Origin of the sequence: Leclercia adecarboxylata, assembly GCF_023639785.1 — a bacterium.
Taxonomy (GTDB): Bacteria; Pseudomonadota; Gammaproteobacteria; order Enterobacterales; family Enterobacteriaceae; genus Enterobacter; species Enterobacter adecarboxylatus_D.
The window spans coordinates 1,671,824-1,694,466 of sequence record NZ_CP098325.1; the positions used below are offsets into that span (position 1 = coordinate 1,671,824).

23 protein-coding genes, 2 tRNA genes and 2 other RNA genes are annotated in these 22,643 nt (G+C 53.8%); 16 read left to right on the plus strand and 11 right to left on the minus strand.

What is annotated here, in order from left to right; genetic code table 11:
- The first annotated feature begins 216 nt into the window (after positions 1–216).
- Positions 217–1,725 (plus strand): sodium/proline symporter PutP, encoded by a 1,509-nt coding sequence (gene putP, locus NB069_RS07780; RefSeq protein WP_250588827.1) that lies wholly within the window; start codon positions 217–219, stop codon positions 1,723–1,725.
- A gap of 103 nt (positions 1,726–1,828) precedes the next feature.
- Positions 1,829–2,248 carry a DUF3574 domain-containing protein gene (locus NB069_RS07785; protein ID WP_250588828.1) on the plus strand — a complete coding sequence of 140 codons (420 nt, stop codon included), beginning with the start codon at positions 1,829–1,831 and terminating at the stop codon, positions 2,246–2,248.
- Between the two features lie 86 nt (positions 2,249–2,334).
- Here the strand turns inward: NB069_RS07785 and NB069_RS07790 are convergent, their stop codons facing one another.
- Complete coding sequence (locus NB069_RS07790) at positions 2,335–3,519, minus strand: NupC/NupG family nucleoside CNT transporter (protein WP_250588829.1); 1,185 nt, start codon at positions 3,517–3,519, stop codon at positions 2,335–2,337.
- 250 nt (positions 3,520–3,769) lie between these two features.
- On the opposite strand from NB069_RS07790, the gene efeU reads away from it, so the two are divergent.
- The 5 genes from efeU to NB069_RS07815 all read left to right on the plus strand — a co-directional run bounded on the left by efeU (position 3,770) and on the right by NB069_RS07815 (position 10,304).
- The gene (efeU, locus tag NB069_RS07795) at positions 3,770–4,603 is read left to right on the plus strand and encodes an iron uptake transporter permease EfeU (RefSeq protein ID WP_250588830.1); all 834 of its coding nucleotides are present in this window, start codon (positions 3,770–3,772) and stop codon (positions 4,601–4,603) included.
- Positions 4,604–4,646: 43 nt separating this feature from the next.
- Positions 4,647–5,774 (plus strand): iron uptake system protein EfeO, encoded by a 1,128-nt coding sequence (efeO, locus tag NB069_RS07800; RefSeq protein ID WP_250588831.1) that lies wholly within the window; start codon positions 4,647–4,649, stop codon positions 5,772–5,774.
- Between the two features lie 4 nt (positions 5,775–5,778).
- Entirely contained in the window at positions 5,779–7,062 is a 1,284-nt protein-coding gene (gene efeB, locus NB069_RS07805; RefSeq protein ID WP_250588832.1) for an iron uptake transporter deferrochelatase/peroxidase subunit, read from the plus strand.
- 500 nt (positions 7,063–7,562) lie between these two features.
- Positions 7,563–8,357: a phosphate starvation-inducible protein PhoH gene (phoH, locus tag NB069_RS07810; RefSeq protein ID WP_250588833.1), complete on the plus strand. Its 795-nt coding sequence runs from the start codon at positions 7,563–7,565 to the stop codon at positions 8,355–8,357.
- Positions 8,358–8,810: 453 nt separating this feature from the next.
- Positions 8,811–10,304 carry an alanine/glycine:cation symporter family protein gene (locus NB069_RS07815; protein ID WP_250588834.1) on the plus strand — a complete coding sequence of 498 codons (1,494 nt, stop codon included), beginning with the start codon at positions 8,811–8,813 and terminating at the stop codon, positions 10,302–10,304.
- Positions 10,305–10,935: 631 nt separating this feature from the next.
- Here NB069_RS07815 and NB069_RS07820 read toward each other — a convergent pair.
- From NB069_RS07820 to NB069_RS07835, 4 genes are all read right to left on the minus strand, one after another.
- A non-coding RNA gene (locus NB069_RS07820) (RtT sRNA) lies at positions 10,936–11,072 on the minus strand.
- A gap of 45 nt (positions 11,073–11,117) precedes the next feature.
- Positions 11,118–11,205 (minus strand) — tRNA-Ser (locus NB069_RS07825).
- A 146-nt stretch (positions 11,206–11,351) separates the two neighbouring features.
- Entirely contained in the window at positions 11,352–12,029 is a 678-nt protein-coding gene (locus tag NB069_RS07830; RefSeq protein ID WP_250588835.1) for an isochorismatase family protein, read from the minus strand.
- A gap of 20 nt (positions 12,030–12,049) precedes the next feature.
- Positions 12,050–12,910 (minus strand): pirin family protein, encoded by an 861-nt coding sequence (locus NB069_RS07835; RefSeq protein ID WP_250588836.1) that lies wholly within the window; start codon positions 12,908–12,910, stop codon positions 12,050–12,052.
- Positions 12,911–13,020: 110 nt separating this feature from the next.
- Here NB069_RS07835 and NB069_RS07840 point away from each other — a divergent pair, with 110 nt between their 5' ends.
- Complete coding sequence (locus NB069_RS07840; RefSeq protein WP_250588837.1) at positions 13,021–13,926, plus strand: LysR family transcriptional regulator; 906 nt, start codon at positions 13,021–13,023, stop codon at positions 13,924–13,926.
- Positions 13,927–14,293: 367 nt separating this feature from the next.
- Here NB069_RS07840 and NB069_RS07845 read toward each other — a convergent pair.
- Together NB069_RS07845 and NB069_RS07850 are read right to left on the minus strand one after the other, a co-directional pair.
- Positions 14,294–14,431, minus strand: a non-coding RNA gene (locus NB069_RS07845) — RtT sRNA.
- 45 nt (positions 14,432–14,476) lie between these two features.
- Positions 14,477–14,564: transfer RNA gene (locus NB069_RS07850), tRNA-Ser, on the minus strand.
- 228 nt (positions 14,565–14,792) lie between these two features.
- Here NB069_RS07850 and ghrA point away from each other — a divergent pair.
- The 4 genes from ghrA (at position 14,793) to NB069_RS07870 (ending at position 17,706) form a co-directional block, all read left to right on the plus strand.
- Positions 14,793–15,731 (plus strand): glyoxylate/hydroxypyruvate reductase GhrA, encoded by a 939-nt coding sequence (gene ghrA, locus NB069_RS07855; RefSeq protein WP_250588838.1) that lies wholly within the window; start codon positions 14,793–14,795, stop codon positions 15,729–15,731.
- Positions 15,732–15,814: 83 nt separating this feature from the next.
- Positions 15,815–16,552 carry a phosphatase gene (locus NB069_RS07860; protein WP_250588839.1) on the plus strand — a complete coding sequence of 246 codons (738 nt, stop codon included), beginning with the start codon at positions 15,815–15,817 and terminating at the stop codon, positions 16,550–16,552.
- A 20-nt stretch (positions 16,553–16,572) separates the two neighbouring features.
- Positions 16,573–17,127, plus strand: coding sequence for a TorD/DmsD family molecular chaperone (locus tag NB069_RS07865; protein ID WP_250588840.1), 555 nt, complete (start codon positions 16,573–16,575; stop codon positions 17,125–17,127).
- A 96-nt stretch (positions 17,128–17,223) separates the two neighbouring features.
- Positions 17,224–17,706 (plus strand): DUF1097 domain-containing protein, encoded by a 483-nt coding sequence (locus NB069_RS07870; protein ID WP_250588841.1) that lies wholly within the window; start codon positions 17,224–17,226, stop codon positions 17,704–17,706.
- Positions 17,707–17,748: 42 nt separating this feature from the next.
- Here the strand turns inward: NB069_RS07870 and csgG are convergent, their stop codons facing one another.
- From csgG to csgD, 4 genes are read right to left on the minus strand one after another with little or no spacing between them, the layout of a single operon-like run.
- Positions 17,749–18,582, minus strand: coding sequence for a curli production assembly/transport protein CsgG (gene csgG, locus NB069_RS07875; protein ID WP_250588842.1), 834 nt, complete (start codon positions 18,580–18,582; stop codon positions 17,749–17,751).
- Positions 18,583–18,608: 26 nt separating this feature from the next.
- Entirely contained in the window at positions 18,609–19,022 is a 414-nt protein-coding gene (gene csgF / locus NB069_RS07880; protein WP_250588843.1) for a curli production assembly/transport protein CsgF, read from the minus strand.
- 13 nt (positions 19,023–19,035) lie between these two features.
- On the minus strand, positions 19,036–19,425 hold the full coding sequence (gene csgE, locus NB069_RS07885) for a curli production assembly/transport protein CsgE (RefSeq protein WP_250588844.1): 390 nt from the start codon (positions 19,423–19,425) through the stop codon (positions 19,036–19,038).
- 4 nt (positions 19,426–19,429) lie between these two features.
- Complete coding sequence (gene csgD / locus NB069_RS07890) at positions 19,430–20,080, minus strand: biofilm master transcriptional regulator CsgD (RefSeq protein ID WP_250588845.1); 651 nt, start codon at positions 20,078–20,080, stop codon at positions 19,430–19,432.
- Between the two features lie 745 nt (positions 20,081–20,825).
- Between csgD and csgB the strand changes: the two genes are divergently transcribed.
- From csgB to NB069_RS07910, 4 genes are all read left to right on the plus strand, one after another.
- On the plus strand, positions 20,826–21,275 hold the full coding sequence (csgB, locus tag NB069_RS07895) for a curli minor subunit CsgB (protein ID WP_250588846.1): 450 nt from the start codon (positions 20,826–20,828) through the stop codon (positions 21,273–21,275).
- A gap of 40 nt (positions 21,276–21,315) precedes the next feature.
- Positions 21,316–21,765: a curli major subunit CsgA gene (gene csgA / locus NB069_RS07900; protein ID WP_250588847.1), complete on the plus strand. Its 450-nt coding sequence runs from the start codon at positions 21,316–21,318 to the stop codon at positions 21,763–21,765.
- A 60-nt stretch (positions 21,766–21,825) separates the two neighbouring features.
- Complete coding sequence (gene csgC, locus NB069_RS07905; protein ID WP_250588848.1) at positions 21,826–22,152, plus strand: curli assembly chaperone CsgC; 327 nt, start codon at positions 21,826–21,828, stop codon at positions 22,150–22,152.
- A gap of 158 nt (positions 22,153–22,310) precedes the next feature.
- Positions 22,311–22,610 carry a type 1 fimbrial protein gene (locus NB069_RS07910; RefSeq protein WP_250588849.1) on the plus strand — a complete coding sequence of 100 codons (300 nt, stop codon included), beginning with the start codon at positions 22,311–22,313 and terminating at the stop codon, positions 22,608–22,610.
- The last annotated feature ends 33 nt before the right edge of the window (positions 22,611–22,643 follow it).

The following is a 22,643-nucleotide window of genomic DNA, read 5'->3' on the forward strand; positions in this document are numbered from 1 at the left end:
GCAACCGCAAAAAACGTGAGCGAGTGCAACCTCCAGGAATCTGGTGTAAAACCGGGGATGAAATTGATGTAAATGCAGTGTTAAATCGTTTGTGTCATGGAGGCGCATACGGCAGGATACGCGCGGCCAACAGAAACACACATCATCACCCCCTCGTTCCGGGGGTGTAATAAAGACGGTCAGAAAGGCCGTCAAACATCTTTGCGGAGTATTTAAATGGCAATTAGCACACCGATGCTGGTGACATTTCTTATCTATATTTTTGGCATGATCCTGATAGGGTTCCTTGCATGGCGTTCTACCAAGAACTTTGACGACTACATTCTCGGCGGGCGTAGCCTTGGGCCGTTCGTAACCGCGCTCTCTGCGGGGGCATCGGATATGAGCGGCTGGCTGCTGATGGGGCTGCCGGGCGCCATCTTTATCTCCGGTATTTCAGAAAGCTGGATTGCCATCGGCCTGACGCTGGGAGCATGGGTTAACTGGAAGCTGGTGGCCGGGCGTCTGCGCGTTCACACCGAAGCCAACAATAACGCCCTGACCCTGCCGGACTACTTCACCGGCCGTTTCGAAGATAAGAGCCGCATACTGCGTATTATCTCGGCGGCGGTTATTCTGCTCTTCTTCACCATCTACTGTGCCTCCGGCATCGTTGCAGGGGCGCGTCTGTTCGAAAGCACCTTCGGCATGAGCTATGAAACCGCACTGTGGGCGGGCGCGGCAGCGACCATCCTCTACACCTTCGTGGGCGGATTCCTGGCGGTAAGCTGGACCGATACTGTGCAGGCCAGCCTGATGATTTTTGCCCTGATCCTGACCCCGGTCATTGTGATCCTCTCCGTGGGCGGCCTGGGTGATTCGCTGGCGGTTATCCAGCAGAAGAGCATCGAAAACGTCGATATGCTGAAAGGGCTGAACTTTGTTGCCATCGTGTCGCTGATGGGCTGGGGGCTGGGTTACTTCGGTCAGCCGCACATCCTGGCGCGCTTTATGGCGGCAGACTCTCACCACACCATCGTTCATGCCCGCCGTATCAGTATGGCGTGGATGATCCTCTGCCTGGGCGGCGCCTGTGCGGTAGGCTTCTTCGGTATCGCCTACTTCAATAACAATCCGTCGCTGGCGGGTGCGGTTAACCAGAACGCCGAGCGCGTGTTTATCGAGCTGGCGCAGGTGCTGTTTAACCCGTGGATCGCCGGTATTCTGCTCTCTGCCATCCTGGCGGCGGTAATGTCTACCCTGAGCTGCCAGCTGCTGGTCTGCTCCAGTGCTATCACAGAAGATCTCTACAAAGCCTTCCTGCGTAAAAACGCCAGCCAGAAAGAGCTGGTCTGGGTTGGTCGCCTGATGGTGCTGGTGGTGGCGCTGGTGGCTATCGCCCTGGCATCAAACCCGGAAAACCGCGTGCTGGGCCTGGTGAGCTACGCCTGGGCAGGCTTTGGTGCCGCCTTTGGTCCGGTGGTGCTGTTCTCGGTGATGTGGTCCCGCATGACCCGTAACGGTGCCCTGGCGGGGATGATTATCGGTGCGGTTACCGTAATCGTCTGGAAGCAGTTCGCCTGGCTGGGCCTGTACGAAATCATTCCGGGCTTTATCTTCGGCAGCATCGGGATTGTGGTCTTCAGCCTGCTGGGTAAAGCGCCATCTGCCACGATGCAAAAACGCTTTGCCGACGCCGATGCGCAGTACCACACCACAGCGCCGGTGAAGTTACAGGCTGAGTAAGTGACTGACACGCTATAAGCCGGGCTCGCCCGGCTTTTTTTATTGCTAATTTCCGTGATTTACGCTGATATCGCTGGGCAAATTACAATGAGGATAGCGAAGTATGACAATCAAAACAGGGCTGATGGCAGGCGCAATGCTACTGCTGGCAGGCTGCAACGCCCCCACCCACACCACTGCGGATAACCTCTGCCAGGCCGATAACCAGATGCAGCAGACCACGCTCTATTTCGGCCTGAACCGTCCGGCAGGGGAGGCGATTACCGGCCAGGAGTGGCAGCAGTTTGTCGATCAGGACGTCACCCCGCGTTTTCGCGATGGCTTGACGGTGTTTGATGCCCGCGGGCAGTGGCTGGGTAACGACGGGAAAGTAGCCCGCGAGTCGAGCAAGGCGCTGATGCTGATCCACGGTAAAGATGCCCGCAGCGAGAGCAATATCGAGGCGTTGCGTGGGATCTATAAACAGCGTTTCGCCCAGGAGTCGGTGATGCGCGTTGACCAGCCGGTGTGCGTGCAGTTTTAACCGTTTGTTCTGCCGGGTGGCGCTAACGCTTACCCGGCCTACGAAACACGTAGGCCCGTGCAAGCGCTAGCGCCGCCGGGCAACAACTACAACACTAATCCCGCAAAGCTCGCCGATAACAGACTCACCAGCGTTGCGCCATACACCAGACGCAAACCGAAGCGTGACACGACGTTACCCTGCTGCTCGTTCAGCCCCTTGATTGCCCCGGCCACAATGCCAATAGAGGCAAAGTTGGCGAAGGAGACGAGGAATACCGACAGAATACCCAGCCCGCGCGGCGTCATCTGGGCGGCAATTTTTTGCAGCTCAATCATCGCCACAAACTCGTTTGCCACCAGCTTGGTGGCCATAATACCGCCCGCGTGCAGGGCGTCGCTCAGCGGGATGCCTACCAGCCAGGCCAGCGGATAGAAAACATAGCCCAGGATCTGCTGGAAGCTCAGGCCAAACAGGCTGGAGAAGAGGGCATTGACCGCGCTTATCAGGGCGATAAAGCCAATCAGCATCGCCAGAATAATCATCGCCACTTTGAACCCGGCCAGAATATATTCCCCCAGCATCTCAAAGAAGCTCTGGGACTCATGCATCTTCTCCAGCTTAATTTCCGGCTCCGCTTCCGGGCGAGTCGGGTTAATCACCGTCAGGATGATAAAGGTGCTGAACATATTCAGGATCAGCGCCGCCACCACATATTTTGCCTCGAGCATCGTCATATAAGCGCCAACGATAGACAGCGACACGGTGGACATTGCGGTGGCCGCCATGGTGAACAGACGACGGGACGAAAGATCCCCCAGAACCCCTTTGTAAGCAATGAAGTTTTCAGACTGACCGAGCGTCAGGGAGCTGATGGCGTTGAAGGATTCCAGTTTGCCCATGCCGTTCACTTTCGACAGCAGGGTGCCAACTACGCGAATAATCACCGGCAGAATACGCCAGTGCTGCAGAATACCGATCAGCGCGGAAATAAAGATAATCGGGCACAGCACGCCGAGGAAAATAAACGCCAGCCCTTTATCGCCCATCCCGCCAAATACAAAGTTGGTCCCTTCAGCGGCATATTTCAGTAGCGACTCGAAGAAGCCTGAAACGTACTGAATAACAAACAGGCCGCTTTCGGCGTGGAGGAAAAAGAACGCCAGCGCAATCTCAATCACAATAAGTTGAATGACGTAGCGAATGCGGACGTTGCGGCGGTCGAAGCTGACCAGCCAGGCCAGCGCAAGGATGACCACCAGCGCCAGCAGGAAGTGCAGGAATTGATACATAGTTGATTTTCAGCAGATTAATGAGGCGCACATTTAGCCACAGCCTGTCGTAACCGTAAATGAACTTTTACGTCTTAACTTATAAACTTTTTAGTCACTTATGTGATTATTTTCCCGTTATGGTTTTACATCCTGTCATCAAAATGCAGCATATTTCGCTTGTATTTCTTATTGCCGTAATGATAATCACTATCACAAGAATTTACCTTTCTTTGCATCAGTTGACGGCGAAAAACATTCAGGGTGTCGCATGTTCGTTCCATTTCTCATTATGTTACGCGAAGGGCTCGAAGCGGCCTTAATTGTCAGCCTCATTGCCAGCTATCTGAAACGTACCCAGCGGGGCCGCTGGATCGGGGTAATGTGGATTGGCGTCTTCCTTGCCGCCGCGCTGTGCCTGGGGCTGGGCATTGCCATCAACGAAACCACCGGCGAATTCCCGCAAAAAGAGCAGGAGCTGTTCGAAGGGATCGTGGCGGTGATTGCGGTGGTGATCCTCACCTGGATGGTGTTCTGGATGCGTAAGGTGTCCCGTAACGTGAAGGTTCAGCTTGAACAGGCGGTGGACAGCGCCCTGGCGAAAGGCAACCACCACGGCTGGGCGCTGATTATGATGGTCTTTTTCGCCGTGGCGCGGGAAGGGCTGGAGTCGGTCTTCTTCCTGCTCGCCGCCTTCCAGCAGGATGTCGGGATCTGGCCGCCGCTGGGTGCGGTGCTGGGCCTGGCAACCGCGGTGGTGCTCGGCTTCCTGCTCTACTGGGGCGGCATCCGTCTTAACCTGAGCGTCTTCTTCAAATGGACCAGCCTGTTTATTCTGCTGGTGGCCGCCGGGCTGGCCGCTGGCGCGGTCCGCGCCTTCCACGAGGCGGGCCTGTGGAATCACTTCCAGGCGGTGGCGTTCGACCTCAGTAACGTTCTCTCTACCCATTCCCTGACCGGTACCCTGCTCGAAGGCATCTTCGGCTATCAGGAGACGCCGAGCGTCAGCGAAGTGGCGATGTATTTCATCTATCTCATTCCGGCGCTGGCGCTGTTCTTTATACCGTCGCGTGCTGGCACGCAGCCGTCGCAGTCTGCGCCCTGAAGGGCTCAATGTAGTTACAACATACTTTTTAAAGGGAAAGGTTATGGCTATTCAACTTCGTCGCACCGCTTTGCAGGTGGGTATTGCCGCGCTGCTTACCTCCGCGTGTTATGTTCAGGCGGCCGATGTTCCGCAGGTGAAAGTCACCGTCAATGATAAGCAGTGTGAGCCGATGACCATCACGGTCAACAGCGGTAAAACCCAGTTCATCATCCAGAACCACAGCCAGAAAGCGCTGGAGTGGGAGATCCTGAAGGGGGTAATGGTGGTGGAGGAGCGTGAAAACATCGCCCCGGGCTTTAGCCAGAAGATGACCGCCAACCTGCAGCCGGGCGAATATGACATGACCTGCGGTCTGCTCACCAACCCGAAAGGCAAGCTGATTGTTAAAGGTGCCGCCACCGCCGATGCCGCCAAAGGCGCGGGGCTGTTGAGCCTGGGCGACGCCATTACCGCTTATAATGCGTATGTAACCAAAGAGACCGCCGATCTGGTTGCGGGCACCAAAGCCTTTACCGACGCGGTAAAAGCTGGCGATATCGAAAAAGCTAAATCGCTGTATGCGCCAACCCGACAGCACTACGAGCGCATCGAGCCGATTGCCGAGCTGTTCTCCGACCTCGACGGCAGCATCGACGCCCGTGAAGATGACTACGAACAGAAAGCCGCCGATCCGAAATTCACCGGTTTCCACCGTCTGGAGAAAGCCCTGTTTGGCGACAACACCACTAAAGGCATGGAGCAGTATGCGGAGCAGCTGAACAGCGACGTGCTGGAGCTGCAAAAACGCATCAGCGAGCTGGCCTTCCCGCCGTCAAAAGTGGTGGGTGGCGCAGCTGGCCTGATTGAAGAAGTGGCCGCCAGCAAGATCAGCGGTGAAGAAGATCGCTACAGCCATACCGACCTGTGGGACTTCCAGGCCAACGTTGAAGGCGCCCAGAAGATTGTTGACCTGCTGCGTCCGCAGCTGCAGAAAGACAACGGCGAACTGCTGGCAAAAGTGGATGCGAACTTCAAGAAAGTGAACACCATTCTGGCGAAATATCGTACCAAAGATGGCTTTGAAACCTACGACAAACTGACCGATGCCGACCGTAATGCCCTGAAAGGGCCGATTACCACCCTGGCAGAAGATCTGGCTCAGCTGCGTGGCGTACTGGGCCTGGACTAAGTTGATGAACAAGTATGATGAGTACGACGTCGCTGAACCTTCACGGCGTCGGTTGTTAAAAGGGGTAGGGGCGCTTGGCGGCGCCCTGGCTCTGGCAGGTGGCTGTCCGGTGGCGCATGCGGCAAAACCGCAGAGCGCGCCGGGCACGCTCTCCCCGGATGCGCGGATGGAGACGCAGCCGTTTCATGGCCTGCATCAGGCCGGGATCTTAACCCCGCAGCAGGCATCAATGATGCTGGTGGCCTTTGACGTGCTGGCCAGCGATAAAAGCGAGCTGGAACGCCTGTTCCGCCTGCTGACCCAGCGCATCACCTTTCTGACCACCGGCGGCCCTGCCCCCGACACGCCAAACCCGCGCCTTCCGCCGATGGATTCCGGGATCCTTGGGGCCTTTATCGCCCCGGATAACCTCACCATGACGGTTTCGCTGGGCGCCTCGCTGTTTGACGATCGCTTCGGCCTGGCCGCGCTTAAACCCACATCGTTACAAAAAATGGTGCGTTTCCCGAATGATTCACTGGATGCGGCGCTGTGTCATGGCGATCTGCTGATCCAGATCTGCGCCAACACCCAGGACACGGTGATCCATGCCCTGCGTGACCTCATCAAGCACACCCCGGATCTGCTGAGCGTGCGCTGGAAACGGGAAGGATTTATCTCTGACCACGCCGCGCGCAGCAAAGGCAAAGAGACGCCGGTGAATCTGCTCGGCTTTAAGGATGGGACCGCCAATCCGAACAGCCAGGATGCGGCGTTAATGGACAGCGTGGTGTGGGTCACCGCCGATCAGGGCGAACCGGCCTGGGCGGTGGGCGGCAGCTATCAGGCGGTGCGCATTATCCAGTTCCGCGTGGAGTTCTGGGACCGGACGCCGCTCAAAGAGCAGCAGACCATTTTTGGTCGCGACAAGCAAAGCGGTGCGCCGCTGGGCATGAAGCACGAGCACGATGTACCGGATTATGCCAGCGACCCGGAGGGCAACGTTATCGCTCTCGACAGCCATATTCGTCTTGCGAACCCGCGTACAAAGGAGACTGAGCAAAACCTGATGATGCGCCGGGGATACAGCTACTCGCTGGGGGTGACCAACGCCGGCCAGCTGGATATGGGGCTGCTGTTTGTCTGCTTCCAGCACGATCTGGAGAAGGGGTTTTTGACCGTCCAGAAGCGCTTAAACGGCGAAGCGCTGGAGGAGTACGTTAAGCCGATTGGTGGCGGTTACTTCTTTGCCCTGCCGGGCGTGCAGGATAAAAATGGCTGGCTGGCTCAGGGGCTGCTCGAAGCCTGATTAGCGTCCCGCTTACCCCTTAAGCGGGATGATTTTTTTCCGTGCCTCTATCTCCTTGTTATAATTCTGTAATAGTCCCATAGCAGACTAAGTGAAACTGTAGGGCGAGTCTTAAAAGTTGCATTCAGGTAAAAATAATGTTGCATTCATGCTAAATCCTGATGTACTTACTTTAAGAAAGCGGTAAATCTTACAGTGAACATGAATCACTCTGGAGATCGCGGATGGTTGGGTCCTGTACTGGACAAGGTAAACGTAAAAACCGCAGCACCCGGCGCGGAGGCTCAAACTCCGGCAGCGATTTCTTCACCGAAAAATTCTCCCCCTCCACAGCAAATCCTGATTTTACCGACCCGTCGAACGGTGAGCATAGCGATCCGGCGGCGTCATTTAACCAAGCAAGCTATGGCTTAGAAGGAAGCCAACCCTCAGATGTTTGTTCGCCTAATCGCACTGATTCCAGTGCGAGTGATGAATACCAACAACTCAAGGTGCTATCCATGGGAAGACAAAAAGCAGTGATCAAAGCTCGTCGTGAAGCGAAACGTGTGCTGAGACGGGATTCACGCAGCCATAAACAGCGTGAAGAAGAGTCGGTCACCTCGCTTGTGCAGATGAGTGGCGTTGAAGCAATTGGCATGGCGCGGGACTGCCGTGATACAACCCCAATTGCAGCGCGCAATGACGCTCAGGCGCAGTACCTGAATGCTATTGAGAGTAAGTCGCTTATCTTCGCCACCGGCGAAGCCGGGTGTGGGAAAACGTGGATAAGTGCAGCCAAAGCGGCGGAGGCTCTGATTCATAAGGACGTTGACAAGATCATTGTTACCCGTCCGGTATTGCAGGCTGATGAAGATCTCGGCTTCTTGCCCGGCGATATTTCGGAGAAGTTTGCGCCTTATTTCCGGCCCGTGTATGACGTGCTGGTGAAGCGTCTGGGCGCATCTTTTATGCAGTACTGCCTGCGGCCAGAAATCGGTAAGGTAGAAATTGCGCCGTTCGCCTATATGCGCGGACGTACATTTGAAAATGCAGTTGTGATTCTCGACGAGGCTCAGAACGTAACTGCTGCGCAAATGAAGATGTTCTTAACGCGCCTCGGGGAAAACGTGACGGTAATCGTGAACGGTGACATCACCCAGTGCGATCTGCCGACCGGCGTCAAATCGGGTCTGAGCGATGCGCTGGCACGTTTCGAGGAAGATGAGATGGTGGGCATCGTACGTTTCGATAAAGACGACTGCGTGCGCTCGGCGCTGTGCCAGCGGACGCTGCAGGTCTACTCCCGGTCATAGCATAACCTTCTCGTTTTACTTGCTTCCTGTAACCTCTTCCCGGCGTAATGCCGGGAAGCTGCGTCTGACGCCTCGGTTGAAATGCACTTGCGGTTGTCTTTCACAAGATCATATTATGATGATGACATATTTATTTCATATACAAAATGCCGGGTATTACGCGGTGTTTTGCTGTATCTATAAGTCTTGTTGTTAACTCAATCGGTTTTTTAATAAAAATGGCAGAAGTGTGATATTAATTCGTAATACCCACAAAATATGTATGAAAACCATGATCAGGCTAATTATAAATAATCAATTAAACGTGAATGTTGTCACAATTCATTACTGCCAGGCGAATATTCAGTTGGTAACTTTCGGGCTATTATCTATGTTTCGTAGTCAATCAAACACAATTCTAAAAAGAAACTCCAGGGAAGACTTATCTCTGGACCATCACGCTGAGGGCCATACATGAACGAACTGGTTAGTGCAATTAATGGTGTTATCTGGAGCCCGGCGTTAATATTTTTATGCCTGGGTGTCGGTCTTTATTTCTCATTGCGTAGTCGCTTTTTACAATTACGCCATGTCAAACATATGGTGGCTCTGATGTTCCAGGGGCGTGCCACGGATGCAGGCGTATCGTCGTTTCAGGCACTGACAATGACGCTGGCGGGGCGCGTGGGGACCGGGAACATCGCGGGTGTGGCAACTGCCATTACCTTTGGCGGGCCAGGTGCGCTCTTCTGGATGTGGATGGTGGCGTTTTTGGGTGCCAGCTCCGCTTTTGTTGAATCCACTCTCGGTCAGGTTTATAAAGAAAAAATCAACGGCGAATATCGTGGCGGTCCTGCCTTCTATATTGAAAAAGGTTTGGGCGTGAAATGGTACGCATGGTTATTTGCTATTGTGACTATTTTCTCCTGCGGCTTATTACTTCCTGGTGTACAGGCAAACTCAATTGGCGCCAGCCTGGATATTGCCTTTGGTCTCGATCCAAATGTCACCGCCGCATTATTGGCTATATTATTAAGTTTTATTATTTTTGGTGGTGTGAAAAGGATCGCCAGCTTTAGCAGCATGGTGGTTCCTTTTATGGCGCTCGGCTATATTATTGTCGCCTGCGTTATTATCGCCATTAATATTGAGCAACTTCCTTCTGTTATTCTGCTGATCTGGAAAAGCGCATTTGGCCTTGAAGCAGGCTTTGGTGCTGTTCTGGGGCAGGCAATAATGTGGGGCGTTAAGCGCGGGGTTTATTCCAACGAAGCGGCGCAGGGTACAGGGCCACATGCTTCCTCAGCGGCCGAAGTGAGCCATCCGGCGAAACAGGGTCTGGTGCAGGCCTTCTCAGTCTATATCGATACGCTGTTCGTCTGCTCCGCGACCGGGTTCATGCTGTTGATTACCGGGTTGTATAACGTTCAGGGCGTCGACGGCGCGGCAATCTATACAGGGATTGCAGGCGTGGCGGCAGGCCCTGGTTATGTGCAGACCGCCATGGAAAGCATGATGCCTGGCTTTGGTAATTACTTTGTTGCCATTGCGCTGTTCTTCTTTGCTTTCACCACTATTATTGCCTACTACTATATTGCTGAAACAAATATTGCCTTTATTAACCGCAAAATTAACCGCCCATGGCTGACCTTTTTGCTGAAAATATTTCTGTTAACGTCCACGGTATATGGCACCGTGCGTACGGCGGATCTGGCATGGGGGTTGGGTGATATTGGGGTCGGCCTGATGGCATGGCTTAACATTATTGCAATTGTTCTTTTACATAAAAAAGCATTTGCCAGTCTTAAAGATTATGAAACCCAGAAGTCGCAAGGTATCGATCCGCAATTTGATCCGATTCGACTTGGGATTAAAAATGCCGATCACTGGGTTAAAGACCGTAAAGATGAAAACCTGGCGAACGCAGGTCAGACATCGCCTCTACCGGGAGGTCGTACAATAAGCTGATGGTGTGAAAATAGCCCGTACGAAAGTGCGGGCTTTTTTATATGGCGGAGAAAAGGTCAGGGTTTTGGATTGCGTGAACATGCCTGATGGCGCTTCGCTTATCAGGCCTACGGGATTGAAGCCGGTTGTGGGTCTGGTAGGTCGGGTAAGCGAAGCGCCACCCGACGCTTTGTTCCTGCATCCCTTTGGGAAAGGGGGGAGGGTTTTGGATTCGGTGCACATGCCTGATGGCGCTTCGCTTATCAGGCCTACGGGATTGAAGGCGGTTGTGGGTCTGGTAGGTCGGGTAAGCGAAGCGCCACCCGACGCTTTGTTCCCTCGCCCCTTTGGGGAGAGGGCTAGGGTGAAGGGCCTGGCGCGCACGGTGCCAAAACTGGCACCGGGGGGGATTGACTCGCTGGCGCTCGCCGTTACTCGGCCCATCCCTGGGCCTCGCCCCTTTGGGGCCAACGCAAGCGTTGTTCAAAAACGCTCCCGCCGTTTTTGTGCGGGCAGCCCACTCACTGCGTTCGCGGTCTGTCCAACTGGCTGCGCCAGTTGTCGAACCCCGGTCGGGGGTTCTCGTCCCCCCCGCAGGCGTGCAATAAGCGAAAAAAAAGCCCGCATTTTCATGCGAGCTCTTCTTTGAATATGGCGGTGAGGGGGGGATTGACTCGCTTCGCTCGCCCTGCGGGCAGCCTGTTCGCTGCACTCTCAGGCTGTCCAACTGGCTGCGCCAGTTGTCGAACCCCGGTCGGGGGTTCTCATCCCCCCCGCAGCGGAGAATATAAAAGAAAAAAGCCCGTACTTTCGTACGAGCTCTTATCTCGAAGATGGCGGTGAGGGGGGGATTCGAACCCCCGATACGTTGCCGTATACACACTTTCCAGGCGTGCTCCTTCAGCCACTCGGACACCTCACCATATTGTTTTGCTGCCTTTCCTCTCGGGGGCAACGGGGCGCTACTATAGGGAGTCAGGCTAAAACGGTCAAGCAGATTTTCTGCTTAACTGCGCATTCGGTTAAGCAATAAGCAGCTACACGGCTTTCAGGCCGTGTAGCTGGCATTTAGCGCTGTGAATCGAGGGCCTCACCGTTCTTCACCACCTCTTGCGCCTTCCCGTGACTTTCAATCAGCAACTGATAGGCCGGGAAAATGTGGGTGTAGACTTCCGCCCACGCTGCGGCATCCTCGCGATTCCAGGTGCGCTGGATCTCCGAGGCAACAGCGGCGGTATCCATCGGCACCACGCCAGCCTGTACGACACGCGCCAGGGTGATCTCCTGGGCCATTTTGCTGTAGGTGCCCGAGGCATCGATCACCGCAAACACTTTATAACCGTCGGCTACCGCGCTGATTGACGGAAAAGCCATGCAGAGGCTGGTGATCGTCCCGGCGATAATCAGTGTTTTGCGCCCGGTCGCCTTTACAGCGGCGACAAAATCCGGGTTATCCCAGGCGTTAATCTCTCCTTTACGCGCCACATACTGCGCATGCGGCGCATTGGCGTGGATCTCAGGGATCAGCGGCCCGTTTGGTCCTTGAGGCACGGAGGCCGTGGTGATCACCGGGATGTTCGCGAGGCTCGCGATTTTGGCCAGGGCTGCGGCGCGGGCGCGCAGCTCCGGCATCGGCATATCACCAACGGTCTGGAACAAGCCGCTCTGGTGATCGATAAGCAACATGACCGCGTCCTCGACATCAATAGCCGGACGTGCACCGTTAAAGTTAGCTGGGGTAGACATAGTTAACTCCTTTATTACATTCACATCTGACCGAAACGGCCGGAATTGAAATCGCGAATGGCTTCGGCGATTTCGCTTTTACTGTTCATCACAAACGGGCCATAGCCCACAATCGGCTCATTCAGGGGCTCTCCGGCCATCAGCAGCAATTTGGCATCGCTACTGGCTTCCAGATGCAGCTTCTCCCCCGCCTGACTCAGCACCACCATCTGGGCTTCACCTGCCTGTGCGGTACCGTTCACCGTCACATTACCCTCCAGCACCACCAGCGCGGTGCTCCAGCCTTCAGGCTGAGCGAGGGTGAGATGGCTGCCCTGACGCAGGGCAATATCCCAGACGTTCAGCGGCGAATATGTGTGCGCCGGACCGGTGGTCTCCTCGTAGCGACCGGCGATCACCCGCAGCGAACCGCTGTTGTCGGGCAGCGTTACTACCGGGATCTGATTTTTGGTGATGCTCTGATAGCCCGGCGTCGCCATCTTGTCCCTGGCGGGCAGGTTGACCCACAGCTGCATCATTTTTAGCTCGCCCCCTTTCTGCGCAAAGGCGCTGGAATGGAACTCCTCATGAAGAATGCCAGCGCCTGCCGTCATCCACTGCACGTCGCCCGGGCCAATCACGCCGCCTTTGCCGGTGGAGTCGCGATGTTCCACTTCGCCGGAATAGACGATGGTGACCGTTTCAAAGCCACGGTGGGGATGCTCGCCCACGCCGCGTTTTGCGCCATCCGCCGGGAAGGTATAAGGCCCGGCATAATCAAGCAGTAAAAACGGGCTCAGCGGTTCACCCTGTGTCTGGTAAGAAAACATCGAACGCACCGGGAAACCGTCGCCAACCCAGTGCTGACGGGGTGCGGTATAAATGCCTGTTACGTTTTTCATCGTGTTCTCCTGATGTTCGGTTGATGTAATTAGCTTATATTCAGGTTTAATACCCCGGTAGATAGTTAAAATGAGTTGCACTGTTCTGTTTATGGAACGATGAGGGCGTGATGCAGGATCTCAATGATTTCGTGTGGTTTGTTAAGGTGGTCGATCACGGTGGATTTGCGGCGGCAGGAAGGGCGCTGGATCTGCCAAAGTCCCGGCTAAGCCGACGGATTGCCCAGCTCGAGGCGCGTCTTGGCGTGCGTCTGATTCAGCGGACAACGCGGCAGTTTACGGTGACGGAGGTGGGGCAGACTTTTTATCAGCACTGCAAGGCGATGCTGGTGGAGGCCGAGGCGGCAGAAGAGGCGGTTGCCGCGTTGCAGGCTGAACCGCGCGGCATGGTGAGAGTTACCTGTCCGGTTACGCTGCTGCACGTTCATGTCGGACCGATGCTGGCAAAATTTATGGCGCGCTACCCCGGTATTAACCTGCAGCTTGAGGCAACAAACCGGCGGGTGGATCTGGTGGCGGAGGGCATTGACATCGCCATCCGGGTGCGTCCTCGCCCGTTTGATGACAGCGATCTGGTCCTGCGGGTGTTGGCCGACAGGGGGCATTGCCTGGTGGCGGCACCGCAGCTGATTCAGCGGCTGGGTGTGCCGACGATGCCATCGGAACTCAGTGCCTGGCCAGGCTTGAGTCTGGGGGAGGGCAGGCAGATCCATAGATGGACGTTAAGCGGGCCGGAAGGGGCAAAGGCGGAAGTCCATTTTCAGCCGCGCCTCATTACCACCGACATGCTGGCGCTGCGGGAAGCGGCAATGGCGGGAGTGGGGCTGGTGCAGTTACCCATTTTGATGGTTAAAGACCAACTGGCATCCGGGGAGTTAATAAAGATGCTGGAGGCATGGGAGCCACGACGAGAAGTGATCCATGCGGTTTATCCCTCCCGGCGCGGGCTGTTGCCCTCCGTCAGAACGCTGGTGGATTTTTTGACCGAGGAGTATGCGAGGATGGTGGAAGAATGATTGTGGGTATTATGTAGGTCGGGTAAGCGAAGCGCCACCCGACGCTTTGTTCCCTCGCCCCTTTGGGGAGAGGGTTAGGGTGAGGGGCCCGGCGTGCACGTTGCCAAAACTGGCACCGGGGGGGATTGACTCGCTGGCGCTCGCCGTTACTCGGCCCATCCCTGGGCCTCGCCCCTTCGGGGCCAACGCAAGCGTTGTTCAAAAACGCTCCCGGCGTTTTTGTGCGGGCAGCCCACTCACTGCGTTCGCGGTCTGTCCAACTGGCTGCGCCAGTTGTCGAACCCCGGTCGGGGGTTCTCATCCCCCCCGCAGCGAAGAATATAAAAGAAAAAAGCCCGTACTTTCGTACGAGCTCTTATCTCGAATATGGCGGTGAGGGGGGGATTGACTCGCTGGCGCTCGCCCTGCGGGCAGCCTGTTCGCTGCGCTCTCAGTCTGTCCAACTGGCTGCGCCAGTTGTCGAACCCCGGTCGGGGGTTCTCATCCCCCCCGCAGCGGAGAATATAAAAGAAAAAAGCCCGTACTTTCGTACGAGCTCTTATCTCGAATATGGCGGTGAGGGGGGGATTCGAACCCCCGATACGTTGCCGTATACACACTTTCCAGGCGTGCTCCTTCAGCCACTCGGACACCTCACCATATTGTTATCCCGTTGCTGCCGGGACGGGCGCTAATGTAAGGAAAAGCCTGACTGACGTCAATCAACTTTTTCAGTAAATTAGCGCGTTAAGACAAACTTCCACCAACCTGATTTTTAATTGCGCTGAAAGTGCCTTTTTTATCTACAACGACCCTGGCCGCAAATTTTGTTATGCTGCAATGCAGTTGAAAATGAACGTAAAACAGCGCAACAGAAGGCAATCGCAATGGACATTATTTTTTACCACCCAACATTTGATAACGCTTACTGGATAAAAACACTCTCGGCGGCGCTGCCGGGCGCGCGGGTGCGGGAGTGGAAGCGCGGCGATAACGAGCCGGCGGACTATGCCCTGGTGTGGCACCCGCCGGTTGAGATGCTGCAGGGCCGCAAGCTGAAAGCGGTATTTGCCCTCGGGGCAGGGGTGGACTCGATACTTAGCAAGCTCAAGGCACACCCGGAAATGCTGGCCGAGTCCATCCCGCTGTTTCGCCTCGAAGATACCGGCATGGGCCAGCAGATGCAGGAGTATGCGGTCAGCCAGGTGCTGCACTGGTTCCGCCGGTTCGACGACTACCAGGCGCTTAAACAGCAGGCCCGCTGGGAACCCCTGGCCGATTATCCGCGCGAAGAGTTTACCATTGGCATCCTCGGTGCCGGCGTATTGGGATCGAAAGTGGCCGAGGCGCTGGCACCCTGGGGCTTCCCGCTGCGCTGCTGGAGCCGTACCCGCAAGAGCTACCCTGGCGTCACCAGTTTTGCAGGGAAAGAGGAGCTGCCTCAGTTTTTACAGGGCACGCGAGTGCTGATTAACCTGCTGCCAAATACGGGTGAAACCGTTGGCATCATTAATAAGGACCTTATCAGCCAGCTGGCGGATAACAGCTATCTGATGAACCTGGCGCGCGGCGTACACGTGGTGGAAGCCGATCTGCTGGCGGCGCTTGAGAGCGGCAAGCTGAAAGGCGCGATGCTGGATGTCTACAGTAAAGAGCCGTTACCCGCTGACAACCCCCTGTGGGCGCACCCGCGCGTGGCCATGACGCCGCACATTGCGGCAGTGACCCGTCCGGCAGAAGCCATCGACTATATTGCCCGCACCATCTCCCAACTGGAGAAGGGCGAGCAGGTCACCGGGCAGGTCGACAGACAGCGCGGTTACTGAGTCAAACCCGGCGCTTGCCGGGTTTTTGCTAATAAACGCCCGTGATAACTGCTATCCTTTGGGAAACAAGAGAGGAGAGAACGATGTACCCCGTTGACCTGCATATGCACACCGTCGCCAGTACCCACGCCTACAGCAACCTTCATGACTACATCGCCCAGGCTAAACAAAAGAACATCAAGCTCTTTGCGATCACCGATCATGGCCCGGATATGGCAGATGCTCCACACTACTGGCACTTTGTGAATATGCGCATCTGGCCGCGGGTGGTGGACGGCGTCGGGATCCTGCGCGGGATTGAGGCCAATATCAAAAACACCCAGGGTGAAATTGACTGTACCGGCCCGATGCTTACCTCTCTTGATCTGATCCTCGCCGGTTTTCACGAGCCTGTTTTCGCCCCTCAGGATCGGGCGACCAACACCGAGGCGATGATCGCCACTATCGCCAGCGGTAACGTACATATCATCAGCCATCCGGGTAACCCGAAATACCCGATCGACATTCAGGCTGTCGCTCAGGCAGCGGCAGAGCATCGCGTGGCGCTGGAGATCAACAACTCCTCCTTTATTCACTCCCGCAAGGGCAGTGAAGCGAACTGCCTGGCAGTCGCGGCAGCGGTGAAGGAGGCCGGGGGCTACGTGGCGCTGGGCTCGGATTCTCACACTGCCTTCACCCTCGGCGATTTTAGCGAATGCCGCAAAATCCTCGACGAGGTGGACTTCCCGGAAGATCGCATCCTCAATGTCACTCCGCGCAGAATGCTGGATTTCCTCGAATCGCGCGGCATGGCGCCGATTACCGAATTTGCCGAATTTTAACTGTGTAATGGACTAAATAAATGAACGAGTTTTCCATCCTCTGTCGCGTACTGGGTTCTCTTTACTATCGCCAGCCGCAGGATCCGCTGCTGGTACCGCTGTTTACCTTGATCCGCGAAGGCAAGCTGGCCCAGAACTGGCCGCTTGAGCAGGATGAGCTGTTGCAGCGTCTGCAGAACAGCTGCGATATGCAGCAGGTGTCTGCCGATTACAATGCGCTGTTTGTGGGCGAAGAGTGTCGCGTATCGCCGTACCGCTCCGCCTGGGAAGAGGGCGCGACCGAAGCCGAAGTACGGGCGTTTCTCTCTGAACGCGGGATGCCGCTGACCGATACTCCAGCCGATCATCTCGGTACGCTGCTGCTGGCGGCTTCATGGATTGAAGATCACGCGGCGGAAGATGAAAACGAGGCGCTGGAAACCCTCTTCGGGGAGTTCATCCTGCCGTGGAGCGGGGCGTTTCTCGGCAAGGTTGAAGCCCATGCCACCTCCCCATTCTGGCGCACCATGGCCCCGTTGACCCGCGACGCCATTGCCGCCATGTGGGACGAACTGCAGGAAGAGAATGAAGAGTGATTTAGATCACTTTTTCAATGTAACAACAAATCTCTATTTGCATATTATGTGTTCCTGATCGCATTTCATGGCCGCGTATCTGCTAAGATGCGCGCCATGAACATACTACTCTCTATCGCAATCACGACAGGCATCCTCTCCGGGTTATGGGGCTGGGTTGCTGTCTCTCTCGGGCTGCTCAGCTGGGCGGGCTTTCTCGGCTGCACGGCCTATTTTGCCTGCCCACAGGGTGGCGTGAAGGGGCTGTTAATCTCGGCCTGTACCCTGATGAGCGGCGTGGCGTGGGCGATGATTATCATCCACGGCAGCGCGCTGGCACCTCAGCTGGACATCCTCGGCTACGTCATGACCGGCGTGGTGGCATTTCTGATGTGCATTCAGGCCAAACATCTGCTGCTGTCGTTTGTTCCTGGCACCTTTATGGGGGCCTGCGCCACCTTTGCAGGGCAGGGGGACTGGCGGCTGGTGGTGCCTTCGCTGTTACTGGGGCTGGTGTTTGGTTACGCAATGAAAAACAGCGGACTCTGGCTGGCGGCGCGACGAGAAAAAGCCCGCAACGTCACGGCGTTGAGCGAATAAAAAAGGCGAGACCCCGGTCTCGCCTTTTTAATGCGCTTTCTGTCAGGATTCCGGCGGCGAAGACATCTCGCGGTATTTCACCAGAACATCGTTTTTCACTTCGTTTTTGTTTTGCAGATCCCACAATCCGCGATCGATACCGTCGTTAATCAGGAAGATCACCCCGGTTTCGATTGCCGACATCAGGCAGAGCATGACCGGCTCATTAGAGGTATACCCGATTTCGCCTTCCAGCAGTCGCTGGTAGTCGATGAAGCGGAACACCCCGGCCTGCACTTCATACGAGAGAATAGTTTTGCTGGTGGTAACGGACGATAATATTTCGCCGGTACTGACGTTGACCACACGCAGGTTTACCGCAATCTGGTCAAGCTGGTACTGCGTATCGCCGCCGATACCGAAGTAACGGGCCCCCACACCGCCCGATTTCACATTACTTTCGTAGCCGATAATTGAACCTTCGACCATAACGTTTGCTGCCGTCAGCGAATGCAACGGAATGCGGTTGTTCATCGCAACCGTGCCGTTATCCTGCGCAGCACGAATGATCTTACGTTCGTTGAGCAGGTTTTGCAGCCCCTGACGTTCCAGAGGAATAAACCAGCGAGAATCTTTTAACGCAGTGACCAGCATGGCGGTGGCGCTTTGCGGGACAGCCGTTGAGAAGTTACTTGCCGGATACGGTTTAAACTGCCCGGTTTCATCCTGAATATTATAAACCGACACGTAGATCTTACCCGTTGGCAATGGCAATTTGGTTAAATCACGATAGCTCTGGGCGCGAGGCATTAATGTCGGTTTCGCCGCTTCTTTCGGAGGAGCAGTTAAACAACCGCTCAATAAGCACACTGCAACAAGGAGGAGAAAGCGCTGCATGATTATTGTCCTTATCTCGACATTTATTAAAAGTCGGTAGAATTGTTTTGCAAGCCCGCAACCTGAATGGTGGAGGTTCTCCCCGTTTTCCGGTCTGTCACGTTCAGCTGCATTTGACCGTCCGCGTTGGCGATGTCGACAATAAAGTCGCTGGTCACCATTCGGCCAGGTGTGCCGGTATTTATATTGGTCAGCAGTCCGCCCAGAACCTGGGCCTGGATCGCCTGGGTAAAGTTATCCAGCGCGCTCGGGGTTTCGATACCAAAATCATCCGAGTTTGGATCCGTATAGGAGTTTTGCGCCTGAGCCGAGTTTAAAAGGAATGAGCCGTTATTTGGGTTTCCACCGAAGTTTGGGTTGCGGAACTGGAAGGTCATATTTCCGGCCCAACTCAGAGATGGAATAAGCATTAAAGCAACAACTGCATGGACAACACGCATAAATGCCTCCGAATTAAAATTCGTCTTGCGCTAAATCGCCGGTACTCAGCAGAGCTTTATCAATCTGCAGACGATTTAATGCCTCTTCGGTTTGAGCCAGAGCAAAGACCACGTTTTTATCCAGGTCGGTTTTCGAGGGGTATAAGAAGGTCTGGAAAACAACGTCCTGATTAACAGTAATTGTGATCCAGCTCCCCCATCGTGCACTGGGTCGTTCATTGATCGTTAAGTTACCGGGATAGTCACTTTCCCATTTGTCGCTGAAGCCGCGATAAAAAGCGTGACCGACAGCCGAGACGGTGTGGTCAGTTAACAATCCCGGTATCTCTACTTCAACCGCATGCAGATTCCCGGCAGCAAGCCACAGGCCTGCTGCGGTTATCCAACTCATTGTGCGTTTCATACTGTTAACGCCTGAGGTTATCATTCGCCCATGAAACCGCCTGAGTCCGGTTTTTAACAGCTATCTTCTTGAAAAGGTTGTAAAGATGGGTCTTAACCGTATTTTCGCTGATAAATAACGAACGGGCGATTTCAATATTTGAAGCACCTATACGTAGTTTATTCAGAATCTCTTTTTCGCGATGGGTCAGCAAAGCGGACTCCGAACTGTTATAGCGATAATTTCCGGAATGCGTGATGAGGTAGCTGGCAAGTTTCTGCGAAAAATAGCATTCCCCACGCAGAACGCCCTGCAGGCCATCCACCACGCGCGCCTCGTCCTCGTTGACATAAAAGACACCGTTGATATGTGGCCAACTTTCAATATCCCTGAATGGGTATTCTTCGGGGGTATTTAACAACAACACACGGATATTGTTGTTTTTCCTGCTTAAAATATCTTGCCAGTATTGGATAAGTTTTTTATCCGCTTCCATCATATCGAAAAGAATAATAGTGCCAGGAGCAATGTCATCGAAAGAGCGTTGAATGCTATGCAATTTTCCGCTCAACGTTAAACTATGCTTTAAATGCTGTAGTAAAGCTGTCGCTTGTAAAGAAGGTTTGGTTACTAACAATAACGTCTGACCATGCAAGCTTTGGACTTCATTAAACATGATGAAACCCCTTTTTTGAAACATCTGGCAGCTGCCCCCAAAATATATTGGGGGCACCAGAAGTACTGACAGATGTTGCACTGCTGTGTGTAGAAGAAAGACCATATCCCTTACAAGGAAGGGAAAATAAATAAACAATGCCGAACTTCTGTTTTCAATCTAGCTATTACGATTTTTAAAGCAAGTGTTAAACGTGTAACAAGATGTAAAAATCAATATTACTTTGTAAAAATTGAGTTCATGAATTGCTTAGGAATCATCAAAAAGTTGTACATATTGATATTGGTGCACACATTTTAAAAATCATACAAATAACGCTATTGTTTTGATTTTTATAGGGTATTTTATTTTGTTAATATTAGCGACAAGGTATGAGCGTGTTCAAAACGCTAAGCCTATTTTTACAGTGTGTAAACGTCTTAAGAAATCACGGGGTTTGTCACGCAATCATGGATATATCCCGTTTTCCCTCTTCCGGGCCAGACGAAACGGCAAAACTTCCGCACCAACGTTTTTGAATACTGCAAACGTGAAATGGCGCTTTCTGAAGGCCTTTAAAATCGTTGTATCGCCACGGTATTTAATTTTATTTAATACTTTGGGGTGACCGAAAGAATAAAAATACAACTGGCGGGTGAGATATTAAAATTGTTTCGGCAGACATACTCTTCATCGTAACGCCGGGTTAACAAAATATTTGCTCTTGTTAACACAGTTATTATACCACCAGGTCCAGGGTGATAACATGAAGAACAAGTTGTTATTGATGTTGACATTACTGGGTGCACCTGGATTTGTTTTCGCGACGACTGATTTAGCAGCGTCAGAATATAATTTCGCGGTTAATGAGCTGAGTAAATCCTCATATAACCAGGCAGCTATCATTGGACAAACTGGCGTTAATAATAATGCCAACGTTCAACAGCACGGTCAGAAATTGTTGTCTGTCGTTTCTCAGGAGGGCGGAAATAATCGGGCGAACATTGATCAATCAGGCAGTTACAACTTTGCCTATATCGATCAAAAAGGGAACTCGAACAATGCGAGTATTAATCAAGGTGCATATGGTAATACCGCAATGATTATTCAGAAAGGTTCTGGTAATAAAGCGAATATTACGCAGTACGGTACGCAAAAAACGGCAGTTGTAGTGCAGAGACAGTCGCAGATGGCGATTCGCGTTATCCAACGCTAGCTATTGAGCGATAATTAATCAATCCGATGGGGGCTTTACAATGAAACTTTTAAAAGTGGCAGTAATTGCAGCAATCGTGGTTTCTGGCAGTGCTATGGCTGGTTCTATTCCACAGTGGGGTAATAACCATGGTGGTAATGGAAATAACAACGTCAGCCCAGAATCGCTGACCGTATATCAATATGGTGGCCGTAACAATGTAGACGCTTTGCAAAGCGATGCACGTGGGTCTGATATTACTGTTCGCCAGAATGGTTTCGGTAACGATGCTGACCTGTCTCAGGGCGCTGACAGCAGCGAAATCAGCCTGACCCAGCGTGGCCAGGGTAACGAAGCGACCATCAGCCAGTGGAGCGGTCGTGACCTCTCCGCGACTGTTAGCCAGTCTGGTGGCCGTAACGAAGTCGATCTTCGTCAAACTATGAACGGCGCTAACGCTAACATTACTCAGGTTGGCTTCGGCAACACCGTGACTGCTGGCCAGTACTAATACTGCCGCCGAACGTCGAAAAACAGGGCTGAGGCCCTGTTTTTTTTTGGGGAGATGATGATGAATACACTTTTATTACTTGCTGCGCTTACCAGCCAGATTACCTTTCAGACCTCCACCGAAGGTGAGATGGTCACTATTATTCCCCAGGTGACCCTCACGGAACCCTGCCTGTGCCAGGTGCAGATCTTAACCTCGCGCACCGGCCCCGGCGGGCAAAGCACCTCGCGTCAGCAAAACACCGTCTCGTTACCGGCCAACAAAACGGTCAACCTTTCCCGCATGACCCTCAATTCCGGGCCCAATGACAAGATTAATGTCGTTGTAACGGTGTCGGATGGTAAATCATTTCATTTATCGCAGCAGTGGCCGCCATCGAAGGCGTAATGCCAGAAACATTCATAAAATCAATGTATTGTTAAATGTGGCACCCTTGTTGTTTCGTTGTTATCCTTATGTTACTGGCATCTTCGATGCCAGTCGGCCGCTCCGCATAGGGCGTGTTGTTTAAGAATCAGGGACGATTGTCATTGAGGAGTATACCGATGGGCTCGTTCCGTAATACCTTTGCCGCAGCGTCTTTGTTTGCCGTAACGCTCGCGCCTGCGTTCGCCGGCAATGTCATTCATATCACCGGACGCATTGTTGAAGACCCCTGCAATATCTCCCCTGGCGCGCACAGGTTGTCTATTACCTGTCCGCAAAATAACACGATGGCTACCCAACAAGTGAGCTATCAGGATGTGCTCGCTGGCAATGTTCCCGCTTCAGACCGCGCGACCGTCAGCATGAAGTACATCAATCCGCAAAAGTCTCTCGCCATTGTTCAGGTTGATTACCGCTAAGGCGGGCCGTTTTCTGTCAACCTGGCTGCCACA

Coding starts and splice junctions, on each gene's coding strand:
- putP (WP_250588827.1), top strand. CDS start 217: ATGGCAATTAGCACACCGATGCTGGTGACATTTCTTATCTATATTTTT.
- NB069_RS07785 (WP_250588828.1), top strand. CDS start 1,829: ATGACAATCAAAACAGGGCTGATGGCAGGCGCAATGCTACTGCTGGCA.
- NB069_RS07790 (WP_250588829.1), bottom strand. CDS start 3,519: ATGTATCAATTCCTGCACTTCCTGCTGGCGCTGGTGGTCATCCTTGCG.
- efeU (WP_250588830.1), top strand. CDS start 3,770: ATGTTCGTTCCATTTCTCATTATGTTACGCGAAGGGCTCGAAGCGGCC.
- efeO (WP_250588831.1), top strand. CDS start 4,647: ATGGCTATTCAACTTCGTCGCACCGCTTTGCAGGTGGGTATTGCCGCG.
- efeB (WP_250588832.1), top strand. CDS start 5,779: ATGAACAAGTATGATGAGTACGACGTCGCTGAACCTTCACGGCGTCGG.
- phoH (WP_250588833.1), top strand. CDS start 7,563: ATGGGAAGACAAAAAGCAGTGATCAAAGCTCGTCGTGAAGCGAAACGT.
- NB069_RS07815 (WP_250588834.1), top strand. CDS start 8,811: ATGAACGAACTGGTTAGTGCAATTAATGGTGTTATCTGGAGCCCGGCG.
- NB069_RS07830 (WP_250588835.1), bottom strand. CDS start 12,029: ATGTCTACCCCAGCTAACTTTAACGGTGCACGTCCGGCTATTGATGTC.
- NB069_RS07835 (WP_250588836.1), bottom strand. CDS start 12,910: ATGAAAAACGTAACAGGCATTTATACCGCACCCCGTCAGCACTGGGTT.
- NB069_RS07840 (WP_250588837.1), top strand. CDS start 13,021: ATGCAGGATCTCAATGATTTCGTGTGGTTTGTTAAGGTGGTCGATCAC.
- ghrA (WP_250588838.1), top strand. CDS start 14,793: ATGGACATTATTTTTTACCACCCAACATTTGATAACGCTTACTGGATA.
- NB069_RS07860 (WP_250588839.1), top strand. CDS start 15,815: ATGTACCCCGTTGACCTGCATATGCACACCGTCGCCAGTACCCACGCC.
- NB069_RS07865 (WP_250588840.1), top strand. CDS start 16,573: ATGAACGAGTTTTCCATCCTCTGTCGCGTACTGGGTTCTCTTTACTAT.
- NB069_RS07870 (WP_250588841.1), top strand. CDS start 17,224: ATGAACATACTACTCTCTATCGCAATCACGACAGGCATCCTCTCCGGG.
- csgG (WP_250588842.1), bottom strand. CDS start 18,582: ATGCAGCGCTTTCTCCTCCTTGTTGCAGTGTGCTTATTGAGCGGTTGT.
- csgF (WP_250588843.1), bottom strand. CDS start 19,022: ATGCGTGTTGTCCATGCAGTTGTTGCTTTAATGCTTATTCCATCTCTG.
- csgE (WP_250588844.1), bottom strand. CDS start 19,425: ATGAAACGCACAATGAGTTGGATAACCGCAGCAGGCCTGTGGCTTGCT.
- csgD (WP_250588845.1), bottom strand. CDS start 20,080: ATGTTTAATGAAGTCCAAAGCTTGCATGGTCAGACGTTATTGTTAGTA.
- csgB (WP_250588846.1), top strand. CDS start 20,826: ATGAAGAACAAGTTGTTATTGATGTTGACATTACTGGGTGCACCTGGA.
- csgA (WP_250588847.1), top strand. CDS start 21,316: ATGAAACTTTTAAAAGTGGCAGTAATTGCAGCAATCGTGGTTTCTGGC.
- csgC (WP_250588848.1), top strand. CDS start 21,826: ATGAATACACTTTTATTACTTGCTGCGCTTACCAGCCAGATTACCTTT.
- NB069_RS07910 (WP_250588849.1), top strand. CDS start 22,311: ATGGGCTCGTTCCGTAATACCTTTGCCGCAGCGTCTTTGTTTGCCGTA.